Annotated in this window: 18 protein-coding genes; 14 read left to right on the plus strand and 4 right to left on the minus strand. The window is 58.3% G+C overall.

The annotated features are described in order from the left end of the window. The first annotated feature begins 1 nt into the window (after position 1). A complete protein-coding gene (locus D8U60_RS05985) occupies positions 2-334 on the plus strand; it encodes a carboxymuconolactone decarboxylase family protein (protein ID WP_130899713.1) in 333 nt (110 codons plus the stop codon). Position 335: 1 nt separating this feature from the next. Next, positions 336-1337, plus strand: coding sequence for an NAD(P)H-quinone oxidoreductase (locus D8U60_RS05990; protein ID WP_130899714.1), 1002 nt, complete (start codon positions 336-338; stop codon positions 1335-1337). A gap of 59 nt (positions 1338-1396) precedes the next feature. Here the strand turns inward: D8U60_RS05990 and D8U60_RS05995 are convergent, their stop codons facing one another. Both D8U60_RS05995 and D8U60_RS06000 read right to left on the minus strand, forming a co-directional pair. Then, on the minus strand, positions 1397-1783 hold the full coding sequence (locus D8U60_RS05995) for a carboxymuconolactone decarboxylase family protein (protein ID WP_041480634.1): 387 nt from the start codon (positions 1781-1783) through the stop codon (positions 1397-1399). A 76-nt stretch (positions 1784-1859) separates the two neighbouring features. Further along, on the minus strand, positions 1860-2246 hold the full coding sequence (locus D8U60_RS06000; RefSeq protein WP_016774345.1) for a MerR family transcriptional regulator: 387 nt from the start codon (positions 2244-2246) through the stop codon (positions 1860-1862). Between the two features lie 281 nt (positions 2247-2527). On the opposite strand from D8U60_RS06000, the gene D8U60_RS06005 reads away from it, so the two are divergent. From D8U60_RS06005 to D8U60_RS06045, 9 genes are all read left to right on the plus strand, one after another. After that, the gene (locus D8U60_RS06005; protein WP_122610110.1) at positions 2528-2884 is read left to right on the plus strand and encodes a metalloregulator ArsR/SmtB family transcription factor; all 357 of its coding nucleotides are present in this window, start codon (positions 2528-2530) and stop codon (positions 2882-2884) included. A 24-nt stretch (positions 2885-2908) separates the two neighbouring features. Beyond that, positions 2909-4192, plus strand: coding sequence for an arsenic transporter (locus D8U60_RS06010; RefSeq protein WP_130899715.1), 1284 nt, complete (start codon positions 2909-2911; stop codon positions 4190-4192). A 16-nt stretch (positions 4193-4208) separates the two neighbouring features. After that, positions 4209-4679, plus strand: a complete 471-nt coding sequence (locus tag D8U60_RS06015) for an arsenate reductase ArsC (protein WP_130899716.1) — start codon at positions 4209-4211, stop codon at positions 4677-4679. Between the two features lie 47 nt (positions 4680-4726). Next, the gene (arsH, locus tag D8U60_RS06020; RefSeq protein ID WP_073475046.1) at positions 4727-5440 is read left to right on the plus strand and encodes an arsenical resistance protein ArsH; all 714 of its coding nucleotides are present in this window, start codon (positions 4727-4729) and stop codon (positions 5438-5440) included. Positions 5441-5507: 67 nt separating this feature from the next. Continuing rightward, positions 5508-6581 carry an ArsO family NAD(P)H-dependent flavin-containing monooxygenase gene (locus tag D8U60_RS06025; protein ID WP_130899717.1) on the plus strand — a complete coding sequence of 358 codons (1074 nt, stop codon included), beginning with the start codon at positions 5508-5510 and terminating at the stop codon, positions 6579-6581. Positions 6582-6792: 211 nt separating this feature from the next. Beyond that, entirely contained in the window at positions 6793-7125 is a 333-nt protein-coding gene (locus D8U60_RS06030; protein ID WP_122610114.1) for a hypothetical protein, read from the plus strand. Between the two features lie 189 nt (positions 7126-7314). After that, positions 7315-8139, plus strand: a complete 825-nt coding sequence (locus D8U60_RS06035; protein ID WP_122699104.1) for an oxidoreductase — start codon at positions 7315-7317, stop codon at positions 8137-8139. Between the two features lie 230 nt (positions 8140-8369). Next, positions 8370-9311, plus strand: a complete 942-nt coding sequence (locus tag D8U60_RS06040; protein WP_130899718.1) for an AraC family transcriptional regulator — start codon at positions 8370-8372, stop codon at positions 9309-9311. Between the two features lie 48 nt (positions 9312-9359). Next, positions 9360-9989, plus strand: coding sequence for a DUF3885 domain-containing protein (locus D8U60_RS06045; RefSeq protein ID WP_130899719.1), 630 nt, complete (start codon positions 9360-9362; stop codon positions 9987-9989). 7 nt (positions 9990-9996) lie between these two features. Here the strand turns inward: D8U60_RS06045 and D8U60_RS06050 are convergent, their stop codons facing one another. Further along, entirely contained in the window at positions 9997-10452 is a 456-nt protein-coding gene (locus D8U60_RS06050) for a GNAT family N-acetyltransferase (RefSeq protein WP_130899720.1), read from the minus strand. A 132-nt stretch (positions 10453-10584) separates the two neighbouring features. On the opposite strand from D8U60_RS06050, the gene D8U60_RS06055 reads away from it, so the two are divergent. After that, positions 10585-10998 carry a PaaI family thioesterase gene (locus D8U60_RS06055; RefSeq protein ID WP_024012607.1) on the plus strand — a complete coding sequence of 138 codons (414 nt, stop codon included), beginning with the start codon at positions 10585-10587 and terminating at the stop codon, positions 10996-10998. Between the two features lie 11 nt (positions 10999-11009). Here D8U60_RS06055 and D8U60_RS06060 read toward each other — a convergent pair whose 3' ends face one another. Beyond that, the gene (locus D8U60_RS06060; RefSeq protein WP_016774338.1) at positions 11010-11468 is read right to left on the minus strand and encodes a helix-turn-helix domain-containing protein; all 459 of its coding nucleotides are present in this window, start codon (positions 11466-11468) and stop codon (positions 11010-11012) included. Positions 11469-11561: 93 nt separating this feature from the next. Here D8U60_RS06060 and D8U60_RS06065 point away from each other — a divergent pair, with 93 nt between their 5' ends. Both D8U60_RS06065 and D8U60_RS06070 read left to right on the plus strand, forming a co-directional pair. Beyond that, entirely contained in the window at positions 11562-12512 is a 951-nt protein-coding gene (locus D8U60_RS06065; RefSeq protein WP_130899721.1) for an aromatic alcohol reductase, read from the plus strand. Positions 12513-12584: 72 nt separating this feature from the next. After that, positions 12585-13100 carry a hypothetical protein gene (locus D8U60_RS06070; RefSeq protein WP_039759025.1) on the plus strand — a complete coding sequence of 172 codons (516 nt, stop codon included), beginning with the start codon at positions 12585-12587 and terminating at the stop codon, positions 13098-13100. The last annotated feature ends 44 nt before the right edge of the window (positions 13101-13144 follow it).

Consider the following 13144-nt stretch of genomic DNA (forward strand, 5'->3'; position numbering starts at 1 on the left):
CATGTCGATTATCGATTTCAGCAGCCCACGCGAAGCCGCCCGCGCCTTCACCCCGAAACTGGCGCAATTCGTGGACTCAACGCTGTACCCGCAAATCTGGAGTGACCCCGCCTTGTCACCCCGCGACCGCAGTCTGATCACTGTCGCTGCGCTGATTGCCGGCGGCCACTGCGAAGAATTACCCGCGCACCTGCGCCGCGCTGTCAGCAATGGCGTGAGCCATGAAGAGTTGTCGGCGGCGATCACTCACTTGGCCTTTTACGTCGGTTTCCCGGGCGCCATCACCGCCTCGGCCATCGCCAATGCCACCCTTGCCGACACGGAGCAACGCTGAGATGAAAGCCATCAACCTGAAAGCATTCGGTTCGGCAGAAGTGCTGCAACTCGGCGAAGCGCCCAACCCTGAAGTGCGCCCGACCGACCTGCTGGTGCGTGTCTATGCGGCCGGCGTGAACCGTGCCGACCTGACTCACCGAACCGGCGGCTACGGCCATGCGAACTTCGGCGACTCGTTGATCATCGGTCTGGAGATTGCCGGGGAAGTGCTCGAGACCGGCAGCGAGGTCAGCGGATTCGCCGTCGGCGACCGGGTGATGGGCGTGGTCGGCGGCGGCGCCTACGCCGAACTGGCGCGCATCGACTACCGCATGGCCATGCCGATTCCGGCACAGCTCGACTATGTGCACGCCGCGGCGATTCCCGAAGTGTTTGTCACCGCCCACGAAGCGATGCTGCACCTGGCCCGACTCAAGTCAGGTGACTCGGTGCTGATCCATGCCGCCGCCGGCGGCGTCGGCTCCGCTGCCGTGCAACTGGCCTACGCCACCGGCGCCACGGTGTACGCGACCACCGAAGGCAGCAAGCTGTCGCGCGTCGAACACCTGGGCGCCGACGTGGCCATCGACTACAAAAACGAGGATTTCGCCGCAGTCATCGCCGACAAAACCAACGGGCGCGGCGTCGATGTGATCATTGATTTTATCGGCGCACCCTACTTCGCCCGCAACATCGCCTCGCTGGCCCACGGTGGTCGCCTGGTGCAGGTCGGCATTCTCGGTGGCGGCGGCAAGGTCGACGTGGAGCTGGAGCACATCCTCTACCGGCACCTGCAAATCATCGGCACGGTGATGAAGTCGCGCACCCAGCCAGAGAAGCACGCGATGATCCAGCGCTTTCGCGACCACTGGCTGAAACGCTTCGCTGGCGCTGCGAGTCTGGAACCGGTGGTGGACAGCACCTTTCCGTTGTCCCGCGCAGCCGATGCCCATCGGCGGATGGAATCCTCGCAGAATGTCGGGAAGATTATCCTGACGATGCAGCCGGAGGATTTGCGCTAAGGCAGGTCGATCAAATCTGGCCTTGCACCGTCCTGTTGCAAGGTCAGCGGCCAGCGCACTCAAGATTTGACACTGATCCCGCGAGCAGCAAAGACTTCACGCGCAGCGGTTATACCGTTCAAGGCGCTGGGAAACCCTGCGTATACGGTCATTTGCAAGATCACATCGACCACCGCCTCCGGTGTGCACCCGACGTTCAGGGCGCCACCGATATGAACTTTCAGTTGTGGCTGGGCATTGCCCAATGCGGTAAGTGCCGCAACGGTTGCCAGCTCACGAGTGCAGTGATCGAGCCCGGGGCGGGCGAAGACATCGCCGTAGGCAAAACTCAGAATCCAGTCCGCAAGCTCTGGAGCAGTATCCTTCAATGAATCAACCACTGCCTGACCAGGTCCGCCAGTAATCTGCGTCAGAGCGGCTTCTCCGCGCTCTCGACGATCAGTCATCTCCACCGGCGCTGCCACACTGGTCACGCTGGCGCCAATCAGTGTGGCGGACAGCAAACGATTGAGACCGGGAAGTTTACGGATCATGGTGATGCTCCTTTTGCTCGAGTTGGTGATAGATCTGAATCTTGTTATCCAGAACCTCCAGGGACTGGCTCAACTGGCTGATCTGCGCTTGCACGTCCCGGCGATGCTGCTCGAGAAGTTCGCGGCGTTCTGCCAGGGTCGAGTCGCCTGATCGACGCAATTCGGCATACCGCAGCATTTGCTGGATCGGCATTCCGGTCGCCTTCAGCCGGAGCAGAAACTCGGCCCACAGCACATCCTTCTCGGCGTACACCCGGTGGCCATTGCCACCGCGCCCAACCGGGTCGAACAGCCCGATGCGCTCGTAATAGCGGATCGTGTGAGCGCTCAAATCAAGGCGCTTGGCCAACTTTGAAATTGTCAGTTCTGGATTCATGTCATCACCGTAAAGGTTTGAGCGCGCTCTAAGTCAATGGCTATTTTCAATCAGTGGAATCAGACAAATCGCGGGCACTATCCGCGCGGTCCGTCGCTATCAGTCTCGACGGTTCAACCGCTGTTATATTCGCTTTACCAGATATATGACTATGCGTATATTCGGTTATCCGTATCCATTGCTCGGCAATTATGCCGCCGCCTTTCACCATTACGCGTCACGACATCCGCAAGCGCATCAGGCTCTTCGTTTTGGTCAAGACAAAAGCTTCTGGAGGACGTATGACAGAACCCATGACCCCCACCACCTTGTTCAAGTGCCTGGCCGACGACACCCGAGCCAAAATTTCCCTGCTTGTCGTGAGCCAAGGTGAACTCTGTGTATGCGAGCTGACGGCAGCGCTCGACCTCAGTCAGCCGAAGATTTCTCGTCATCTGGCGCTGCTGCGCTCTGCCGGTTTGCTGTTGGATCGTCGCCAAGGCCAATGGGTGTACTACCGGGTGAATCCTGATTTGCCCGCGTGGGTGGCTGCAGTTTTGAAGGAAGTGGTAGACGCCAATCAGCAATGGCTGGAAACCGAGGCCAAGCGCCTTTGCGGCATGAGCGACCGTCCGATCAACCAAGCCGTGTGCAACTGATTCACGCCCAACCGGATTAATGAAATGCTGATTGCCGTATTGATCTTTATCGCCACCATCGTCCTTGTCATCTGGCAGCCCAAGGGACTCGGGGTTGGCTGGAGTGCGACGCTCGGTGCCATCGTGGCGCTGCTGGCAGGCGTCGTTACCCTTGCAGACATACCCGAGGTCTGGCGCATCGTCTGGAATGCCACTGGGACATTCATCGCGGTCATCATCATCAGTTTGCTGCTTGATGAGGCAGGCTTTTTCAAGTGGGCTGCATTGCACGTGGCTCGGTGGGGAGGCGGAAGCACCCGCAGGCTGTTCGCATTTATCGTCCTGCTGGGTGCGGCTGTGTCGGCACTGTTCGCCAACGACGGAGCGGCATTGATCCTCACTCCCATCGTAATCGCGATGTTGCTGGCGCTGCGTTTTTCTCCCGCCGCGACATTGGCGTTCGTCATGGCCGCTGGATTTATCGCAGATACGGCGAGCTTGCCATTTGTGGTTTCCAACCTGGTCAACATTGTTTCTGCCGACTACTTCAATATCGGCTTCAACGAATATGCTTCGATCATGGTGCCGGTAAACATCGTCAGCGTGGCGGCGACATTAGCCATGCTGCTGTGGTTTTTCCGCAAAGATTTACCAAAGACCTATGACCTCAACCAACTGGACAATCCGGATGACGCAATCCATGACCGTGCCACTTTCGTAGCCGGCTGGTGGGTGCTGGCACTACTGCTGATCGGCTTCTTTGTCATTGAGCCATTGGGGGTGCCAATCAGCGCCATCGCAGCGGTCTGTGCATGCATTCTCTATGTCATCGCGGCTCGTGGTCATGCCATCAACACAAGCAAGGTGCTCAAAGAGGCGCCATGGCAGGTGGTGATTTTTTCTTTGGGTATGTACCTGGTTGTTTATGGCCTGAAGAACGCCGGCCTGACCGACCACATCGCGCAGATCCTGAACGTGTTCGCCGGTTATGGCGTTTGGGGCGCGTCCCTTGGTACAGGGCTGCTGACAGCATTGCTGTCTTCGATCATGAACAACATGCCCACCGTTCTGGTAGGCGCCTTATCCATTCATGCCGCCGAAGTCGACGGTGTAGTCCAGCAAGCGATGGTTTACGCCAACATCATCGGCTGCGACCTGGGCCCGAAGATCACCCCGATCGGGAGCCTGGCCACGCTGTTGTGGCTGCACGTGCTCGCCCGGAAAAACATAACGATCAGCTGGGGTTACTACTTCAAGACCGGGATCGTGCTGACCTTGCCCATCCTCGTCGCCACATTGTCCGCCCTGGCACTGCGCCTAAGTTTCTGAATCAAGGAATCGTCTGATGAAAATCTTGTTCATGTGCACCCACAACAGCTGCCGCAGCATTCTGTCCGAGGCGCTTTTCAACCACTTGGCGCCCGAGGGTCTAGAAGCCGTCAGCTCGGGAAGCTTTCCCAGCGGCCGGGTGAATCAACGGGCACTGCAAACGCTGGAGGCGGCGGGCATCTCTACGGCGGGCTTGAGCAGCAAGGCTTCGGATGCTTTCGAGGGCTCGCCTCCCGACATCGTCATTACCGTCTGTGATCGCGCTGCTGGAGAAGCATGCCCGATCTTCTTCGGCCCAGCCCTGAAGGCGCATTGGGGGCTGGCCGACCCGTCCGAGGCTAGCGGGTCGGAAGCCGAGATCACCGCTGCATTTGAAACCACACTCGCCAAAATCCACGAGCGCGTGAGCGCATTTCTTGCGCTGCCACTGAAGACCATCAGCGCTGAACAGTTGAAAGCTGAACTGAACCGCATCGGTTCGCTTTGAAGATCAACCGAGGCGGTGCCCAACCTGGCGCCGCCGTAGGAGCTTATATGCAAGACACATTGCCGAACGTCCATGCCGAACTGATCGACATTCCTTCGCTGGAGCAACTGTCGCCTCGTAATCCTTCGGAGCATAAGCCTCGCATTCTGCTGCTATACGGATCGACGCGAGAGCGCTCATTCAGCCGTCTGGTCACGCAAGAAGCGGCACGCCTGCTGAAGGAGTTTGGCGCCGAAACCAGGATTTTTGACCCTGCGGGTCTGCCGCTGCCTGATGACGCACCCGACACGCATCCCAAAGTCGTGGAACTGCGCGAGCTGATGCAATGGTCAGAGGGTCAGGTGTGGTGCTCTCCTGAGCGTCACGGCTCCATGAGTGCCGTGTTCAAAGCGCAGATCGACTGGGTTCCGCTGGCGCTGGGCGCTGTACGACCTACGCAAGGCAAAACCCTTGCTGTGATGCAGGTCTGCGGCGGCTCGCAGTCCTTCAACGTGGTCAATCAGTTGCGGGTACTTGGCCGCTGGATGCGGATGTTCACCATCCCGAACCAGTCTTCTGTGGCCAAGGCGTTCACCGAGTTCGATGAGGCCGGACGTATGAAGCCTTCTTCGTACTACGACCGCCTGGTGGACGTGATGGAAGAATTGATGAAGTTCACGCTGCTCTTGCGTGATCGTCAGGATTACCTGGTCGACCGTTATTCCGAGCGCAAGGAATCCGCCGAAGAGCTGTCCAGACGAGTCAACCAGCGTTCCATTTGATGCGTGTGCGGAACCGGTATGAGCCGCACCACGATCTTTCACACGTTGAGGCCTTTGCGCCGGGAGGATGCTGGTGAGTCAGAATTCGAAACTTGATGTCGTGGTCATTGGTGGTGGCCAATCCGCGCTGACTGTCGCTTATTTTTTGAAGCGCACAGGCTTGTCTTACGTGCTGCTGGATGCCGAGCCGGGACCAGGAGGCGCCTGGCGGCATGGCTGGGATTCGCTGCGGCTCTTCTCGCCGTCGGCATGGAGTTCGATTGCAGGCTGGCCGATGCCGGCCCTGTCCGAGGGGACGCCCGGGCGGGACGACGTTGTCGAATACCTGACTCAGTACGAGCGCCGGTATGACTTCCCCATCATCCGCTCCACGCGGGTGACCCGTGTCGAGAAGATCGAAGGCGGCTTGCGTGTAATCTCAAGGGACAACCACTGGGACGCCAAAGCGGTTATCAGTGCAACAGGCACCTGGAGCTGCCCGTTCGTACCAGACTATCCCGGCCAGGCATTGTTTGCAGGCAGGCAGCTTCATTCCGCTCATTACGTCGGGCCGAACGAGTTTGCGGGTAAAACCGTCCTTGTCGTCGGTGGCGGCAACTCCGGCGCCCAGATTTACGCCGAGGTCTCCAAAGTGGCGCAGGCAACCTGGGTCACGCAACAGGCCCCAACGTTCCTACCTGATGAGGTGGATGGACGCGTCCTGTTCGAACGCGCTACTGCTCGACTGAAGGCGCAGCAGGATGGCGTGGAGCCTCAACAGCCCGTTGGAGGACTGGGCGACATTGTCATGGTGCCACCGGTCAAGGAGGCTCGCGAGCGCGGTGTGTTGAGCGCGGTACAGCCGTTCACGCGCTTTACTTCGACAGGGGTTGTATGGTCATCGGGGATCGAGACAAAGGTGGACGCTGTCATCTGGTGCACGGGATTTGCTCCGGCGCTCGATCACCTGAACAACCTGAACATTGTAGGCCGGGATGGCAAAGTGATTGTGGACGAAAGCCGAAGCGTTGCGATACCCGATCTGTGGCTGGTGGGTTACGGCGACTGGACGGGGCTCGCTTCTGCCACATTGATCGGCGTAACCCGCACCGCCCGGGATGTAGTCAGGCAAGTGCAAAGCTATCTCACTGGCGGAACCTGATTGCTCGCGGCGCCGTGAAGCCATAAGGTCGCTAGCCTGTAAATCATCTTCAGCGAGCAGAATCAGGCAAATTGCGAACAGTATCCGCCTAACGCCGACACCCCCCTGCCCCCTAATCTGAACCCATGCAGAACACACCACTGCAACGGGTTAACCAGAGACTGATCTGAACGACCCGGACCTCAATCTCAACTTGACCGGAGTCACCGCCATGAAAACTGTAAGCCAACTGATCGCCGTCGCCACTTTCGCCCTCAGCGCCAGCGCATTCGCCGTACCGAGCAATCAGGAAGATCGTTTCTTCACCCAGGTCAACGAACCACAGCAGACTGTTGCTGCCGATGGCTCGGAACGTACGCCGCAGGGCCAGGCTCTGGCTGAAAACGGCCGCAACCGCCTCGAGGAACAAGGCCTGGTTGAGGACGGTTATGACAAGACCCCACAAGGCCAGGCCATCGCTGCCGACGGCTCAGACCGCACCCCACTGGGTGAGGCGCTCGCCGCTGATGGATCGGACCGTACACCGGGTCGTCGCGCAGCTTAAGCGCGTGTTGCCGAGACAGGAAAAGTCCTGCGGGTTTGAGACCTGCAGGACTTTTCCGTCTTTTGAGGCAAGACCTGATCGAAAACTCAATTGATAGGAACAGGCAATACTTCGATCCGATTCGGCATCGTCCGCCAGCGTTATCCGCCCTAGCATGGCCTCTCCAATCGCCTGCTGGAGTACAGATCCATGAAGACCCTTTTCATCACCGGTGTCAGCAGCGGCTTCGGCCAGGCGCTGGCCAAGGAAGCGCTCGCTCAAGGTCACAGGATTATCGGCACAGTGCGCAGTGAATCCGCTCTGGCAGCCTTCGAAGCGCTGTCGCCCGAGCGCGCGCATGGGGTGGTGCTGGACGTTACCGATTTCGATGCCATTGATGGGGTGGTTGCGGCTGTGGAGGATCGTCACGGCCCGGTGGACGTGCTGGTCAACAACGCAGGTTATGGCCATGAGGGGATTTTTGAAGAGTCATCGCTGCAGGAAATGCGCCGCCAGTTCGACGTCAACGTATTCGGCGCGGTGGCGGTGACCAAGGCGTTCGTCCCGTATTTCCGCCAGCGCCGCGCGGGGCATATCCTCAATATCACTTCGATGGGCGGCCATATCACCATGCCCGGGATCGCGTACTACTGCGGCAGCAAGTTCGCTCTGGAGGGGATTTCTGACACCTTGAGCAAGGAGCTTGCGCCCTTCAATATTTTTGTTACCGCTGTGGCGCCGGGATCGTTTCGCACCGACTGGGCAGGCCGCTCGATGCAACGCACGCCGCGTAGCATCAGTGACTACGATGCAAGCTTCGATCCGGTGCGCAAGGCCCGGGAGGAGAAAAGTGGCCATCAGTTGGGCGATCCGCAGAAAGCTGCACGGGTCATGCTGACGATCATCGACAGTCCAAACCCACCGGCTCACCTGCTATTGGGCAGTGATGCGCTGGCGCTGGTGCGTGACAAGTTGCAGCGCACGGCGGAGAGTATTGAGCAATGGGCAGCGCTTAGCCGCTCGACGGATGGCTGAAAGATCAAAAGCACCCTCACCCCAGCCCTCTCCCGGAGGGAGAGGGAGCCGATCGCGGGTGGATTCAACCCCGCGTTCGGCACGATATTACAGGTCGGCGTAGTACCAGAAAGCACCACGGTCAGTCCCCTCTCCCTCTGGGAGAGGGCTAGGGTGAGGGCTCTGTCTGACACCCCGCCAATCAGCCAGACAGGTTCAAACCCGCCTTTTCACAAGGAAACCCACAGCCCATGCCGAAACCGAAAGACCCCATCACAGCGCGCATGGTCCAGCTAATGAGCCAGCTCGCCCCGCTGGAAGGTTACAACCTGAGCCCGCTGGACGATGTGCGTTTCCTGCGTTCCAACCGACCGCTGACCCGCACGCCGGTGTTGTACGAGCCGGGCGTGGTGATCCTTTGTCAGGGGCGTAAACGCGGTTATCTCGGCGATGAAGTCTACGTCTACGACGCTCAGCATTATCTGGTGGTGTCGGTGCCGGTACCCTTCACCATGGAAACCGATGCCAGCGAAACCGAGCCAATGCTCGCGGTGTACGTGCGTCTGGATTTCGCCCTGGCCGGCGAGCTGATTCAGCAAGTGGATGAGCGGTGGGAATTTCCCACAGCGCAACCGATGGGCATGTACGCCTCGCCGCTCGACGAACCGCTGCGCCGGTCAACCCTGCGTTTTCTTGAAGTGATGAGCGACGATGCCGACGCGCAAATCCTCGGCCCGGCGATGCTGCGCGAGCTCTACTACCGTATCCTCACCGGCGAACAAGGTGGCACCCTGCGCGCCGCCATCGCCCAACAAGGCCAGTTCGGCAAAGTGACCCGCGCCATCCACAAGATCCACAGCTGTTATCACCAACATCTCGACGTAGAAACCCTGGCCGAGGAAGCGCAGATGAGCGTGCCGAATTTTCATCTGCACTTTCGCAAGGTTACCGATTCTTCGCCGATGCAGTATCTGAAGTCGACGCGGCTGCACCAGGCGCGATTGCTGATGCTGCGTAACGACCTGACTGCGGCAAAAACTGCATTTCTGGTCGGCTACGAAAGCGCCTCGCAATTCAGCCGCGACTTCAAACGCCTCTTCGGCCGCACACCGCTAGCGGAAGTTGCGTGGATGAAACAGGCCTATGCGCTGCCGGCACCGACGACTGCTTCGCCGTTTGTGTCGTCGCACTGACTTCACCCGCGTCTTGAACAAACAGAAATCCACATTGAAGGGAAGAAAGTGAATCTGAGAGCTGAGATCGAAAACGCATTTGGACCCCAGGCATTCGCCCGTCCGCTTTTCTATTCCTGGCCGGGAGGATTGCGTTTCGAACTCTCCGAAACGGGCGGAATGATCGAGCAATTCCTGACCGCTATGCGCAAATCCATATCCATCTGCGGCGACATTTTCCAAGGGGACGCATCGTTTGTAGCGTGTCTGCGTACTCATTCCGGTCGCAATCGATTCGCCCATCGCAGCACTCTTCGCGCCCTTAAATCTGCTGGAATCGACACTCCATCAGCGCTGTGCATCTGGAGCGAAGAAATAGACAACGAGGAATGGTTCACCGAGGAAGAACCGGAGTATTGGGTCAACGTCGCCTTCGAAGCATCTGTGGCGAGCATTCAAGCATTACTCTGGTGCGCATTGGCCAAGGACTTCGGTGCTATCCAACCGCGTGCGAACTGTGCTGTCTACCTGTTCAATCTGCCCAAGCGAGTCATGGTCTTTCCCTATGACGACAGAGGCATGGACGTGGTTGGAGCCAACACCGAACTACTTTTGCAGCTTTATCAACGACATCATGCCTGGTTGCTCGACCATGACCGCGTAGCGATGGAAGCCACATTCGGCAGGCTGAAACGTTAGGTGAACGCTATCGTTTCAACGTCTTCGCCATGATGATCGTGCGCTCCGTCTGATGAAACTCATCTCTGATTTTCTTGAAGCCGAGCGAAGCATAGAAGCCTTCTGCGGTGACTGAGGAAGGAACGCGCAGCAAGTTGGAACCTGCGTCCATGGCGAGTGATTGAATGCTCTTCATCAGCTGGCTTCCGACACCCATTCCTTGAAAGTCCGGGTCGACAAATACGCTTCGAACAACGTCTCCATCAAGACTTGCCGTTGCGACGATTTGACTGTCGAGCGTAGCGACCAGCACCTGACGCTCAGTCAAAAAACGAAGGATGTTCGAGGGCGAAAAATTTTCAGTCACTCGATCAATGATTTCGGGTGGATAGTCGCGAGCATTGCTCTCACGGAGCGTCTTGATGATCGTTTCACTGATAGCCGATGCATCCGCATCCCTCGCAATGTGAATTTGAATATCCATCCCGTAGCTCCTTGCTGGTCAGTTCCGTGTACAGCACTTATCGCAGCAAATTCCCCATCCGCATAGTGCTTGCCCCCTCCTGCGTTTCCTCGCCCAATCACACAGGTCAGCCACCTGCATCAGGATGGGATCATGAACACCACGGCCATTCCCGAAGGTTTCACTCCATTGACCCGCAGCAGTCCGTTGCTGGATCTGCTCGGCCCGATCTACGCCAGAGGCCACGGCCTGCAATTGGAGTTGGGCTTACTGACCGACTCCCGCCACGCCAACGGCCGTGGCACTTTGCATGGCGGTGTATTGGCGACACTAGCGGACGTGGGCATGGGCTACGCCATGGCCTTCTCCAGCGATCCGCCGCAGCCGTTGATCACCGCGAGCATGACCCTGGATTATCTCGGTGCGGTGCAAATCAACGAGTGGCTCGAAGTGCGTCTTGAACACTCCAAAAAGGGCCGCCAACTGGCGTTTGCTGGCGTCAGTCTGCACGTAGGTGAGCGAACGGTCGCGCGCGCCAGTGCCGTGTTCGCGGTGCCGCTGAGCTGAAGCGCGAAACCTCAGTCTGACGCTTCAGAATCATCCCGCGCTGGAACAGGAATTTGCCATGAGGGTTTCTTGCCGACCTGGCTATCGAACGTGCGTCGCGCTTGGCGGAAACCCTCGACGTTTTCCACCACCCAAGTCCAGATCGGCGACATCCGCACCAGCAAGCCCATGCCCAATGGCGTCAGCTCGTACTCGACGTGCGGCGGCACCTGGTCGAGCTCGCGCCGGGTCAGCAGGCCGTCGCGTTCCAGAGCACGCAGGGTTTTGGTCAACATGCGCTGAGTCACGCCGGTCATCTGCCGTTTGATCTCGGCGTGACGCATCGTGCCGTACACCCCCAAGGCATGCAGGATGCCCAAAGACCAGCGACTGCCGGCGTGCGCGAGCACTTCGCGGCGCACGCCATCATCGTCTCGTCTGAGCGTCTGGCAGATTGCTTCTGCCTCACTGAGCGCTTGCTGATCAGTCATTTCTTCACTTGGTATCACGCGTGTGCCTTCTTCTGAGTGCTGCCCGATCGTGCCAGCATTTGCCGATCTTACATGCAGATCTCAGGAGACATCATGACCGAATTGAGCCACCCTTCCCCGCAATCCATTCTTGTCCTGGGCGCAGGCGAACTCGGCCTGCCGGTTTTGCGCAACCTTGCGCGAGTGGCAAAGCGCTCGCCCGGCAGCACGATCAGCGTCCTGCTCAGGGCCTCGACGATCGACAGTCAGTTGCCGGCAAAGAAAGCCGAAATCGATGAACTGCGCAGTCTCGGCGTGCAGATGGTAGCGGCAGATCTGGTCAACGATTCGATCGACCAACTGGCCGAAGTCTTCGCACCTTTCGATACCGTCATCGGCTGCGCCGGCATGGTCGCTGGTCGCGAGACGCCGATGAAGCTGGCGACCGCTGCGCTCAAGTCGGGCATCAAACGCTACTTTCCCTGGCAGTTTGGCGTGGACTTCGAAGTGATCGGCCGGGGCAGTCCGCAGGATCTGTTCGATGCTCAGCTCGACGTGCGCGAACTGCTGCGCGCGCAGGACAAAACCGAATGGGTGATCATCTCGACCGGCATGTTTACCAGTTTCCTCTTCGAGCCGGTGTTTGAAGTCGTTGATTTCGACAACGACACCGTTAACGCCCTGGGCAGCCTGGACACCAGCGTGACGCTGACGACCCCGGACGACATCGGCAAGCTGACCGCAGAAATCGTTTTCTTCGAATCGCGTTTTCGCAACGAGATCGTGTATCTGTCGGGCGACACGCTGACCTATGAACAGGTCGCGGGCCTTCTCGAACGCGTGCTCGGACGGCCCTTCAAGCGTAACGTCTGGACAGTGCCGCACCTGATGCAGGAACTGGAAAAAGACCCCACTCACCACATCAAAAAATACCGCGCGGTGTTTGCCCAAGGTCGAGGTGTGGCGTGGCCTAAAGCGGGCACGTTCAATGAGCAGCGGGCGATTCAGGTCACGACGGCTGAGCAGTGGGCGAGGGAAAATCTTGGGCTGTCTGAAACCTCGTAAAGCTTAGTAGCATGTGGCCACTTTTCGGTATCATCTGCTTCTGAAAAGTCCAATGGTATCCAGGAGCAGTACATGTACGGGAATGGCAGATTTGGCTTGACGCTTTTGGCTGGAGCATTGGCACTGAGCGGTTGTACTTCACTGTTTCAGGGTAAACAGTATCAATTTCCCCGGCAGGATGAACCCTCGGCGACGGTCAGGCTTAAATATGAAAGCGGCACTAACCTCGATGCGATGACCTTCAACGAATCGGGATGTTACGCAGGCTTCACGCCTTTGCCCTATACCGAGGGTTTTATCCAATCGCCGGTAGCTGTCGACAAAGAGCTGGTTTTGACTTACCGGCAAACGGTTGGTGGAAAGTTTTGCCAGATACCCTTCTCTTTCACCCCTCAGGCTGGGGCCAGCTATACGTTGAAGTCGGGCTACTGGACTGAACCCAAGGCTGGCCTTCTCCCGATCTTCACCTTCAATCAACAATACTGCGGCCTGGGCGTAGTCAAAAAAATCGGATCTCAGGAAAGCATCGAACCCATCAAGCAACTGCGTATCAAAACCGCTTTTGCATGCCTCAGATTCGTCGAGTGAAAACAACAACCTGTCTCGCTCGGCGCCAGTAAAGAACATCCTGG

The sequence above is a fragment of the Pseudomonas sp. Sample_11 genome, assembly GCF_004307505.1.
GTDB classification, from domain to species: domain Bacteria; phylum Pseudomonadota; class Gammaproteobacteria; order Pseudomonadales; family Pseudomonadaceae; genus Aquipseudomonas; species Aquipseudomonas atacamensis.

Coding starts and splice junctions, on each gene's coding strand:
- D8U60_RS06035 (WP_122699104.1), top strand. CDS start 7,315: ATGAAGACCCTTTTCATCACCGGTGTCAGCAGCGGCTTCGGCCAGGCG.
- D8U60_RS06015 (WP_130899716.1), top strand. CDS start 4,209: ATGAAAATCTTGTTCATGTGCACCCACAACAGCTGCCGCAGCATTCTG.
- D8U60_RS06055 (WP_024012607.1), top strand. CDS start 10,585: ATGAACACCACGGCCATTCCCGAAGGTTTCACTCCATTGACCCGCAGC.
- D8U60_RS06065 (WP_130899721.1), top strand. CDS start 11,562: ATGACCGAATTGAGCCACCCTTCCCCGCAATCCATTCTTGTCCTGGGC.
- D8U60_RS06070 (WP_039759025.1), top strand. CDS start 12,585: ATGTACGGGAATGGCAGATTTGGCTTGACGCTTTTGGCTGGAGCATTG.
- D8U60_RS06060 (WP_016774338.1), bottom strand. CDS start 11,468: ATGACTGATCAGCAAGCGCTCAGTGAGGCAGAAGCAATCTGCCAGACG.
- D8U60_RS05995 (WP_041480634.1), bottom strand. CDS start 1,783: ATGACTGATCGTCGAGAGCGCGGAGAAGCCGCTCTGACGCAGATTACT.
- D8U60_RS06040 (WP_130899718.1), top strand. CDS start 8,370: ATGCCGAAACCGAAAGACCCCATCACAGCGCGCATGGTCCAGCTAATG.
- D8U60_RS05985 (WP_130899713.1), top strand. CDS start 2: ATGTCGATTATCGATTTCAGCAGCCCACGCGAAGCCGCCCGCGCCTTC.
- D8U60_RS05990 (WP_130899714.1), top strand. CDS start 336: ATGAAAGCCATCAACCTGAAAGCATTCGGTTCGGCAGAAGTGCTGCAA.
- arsH (WP_073475046.1), top strand. CDS start 4,727: ATGCAAGACACATTGCCGAACGTCCATGCCGAACTGATCGACATTCCT.
- D8U60_RS06025 (WP_130899717.1), top strand. CDS start 5,508: ATGCTGGTGAGTCAGAATTCGAAACTTGATGTCGTGGTCATTGGTGGT.
- D8U60_RS06030 (WP_122610114.1), top strand. CDS start 6,793: ATGAAAACTGTAAGCCAACTGATCGCCGTCGCCACTTTCGCCCTCAGC.
- D8U60_RS06005 (WP_122610110.1), top strand. CDS start 2,528: ATGACAGAACCCATGACCCCCACCACCTTGTTCAAGTGCCTGGCCGAC.
- D8U60_RS06000 (WP_016774345.1), bottom strand. CDS start 2,246: ATGAATCCAGAACTGACAATTTCAAAGTTGGCCAAGCGCCTTGATTTG.
- D8U60_RS06050 (WP_130899720.1), bottom strand. CDS start 10,452: ATGGATATTCAAATTCACATTGCGAGGGATGCGGATGCATCGGCTATC.
- D8U60_RS06010 (WP_130899715.1), top strand. CDS start 2,909: ATGCTGATTGCCGTATTGATCTTTATCGCCACCATCGTCCTTGTCATC.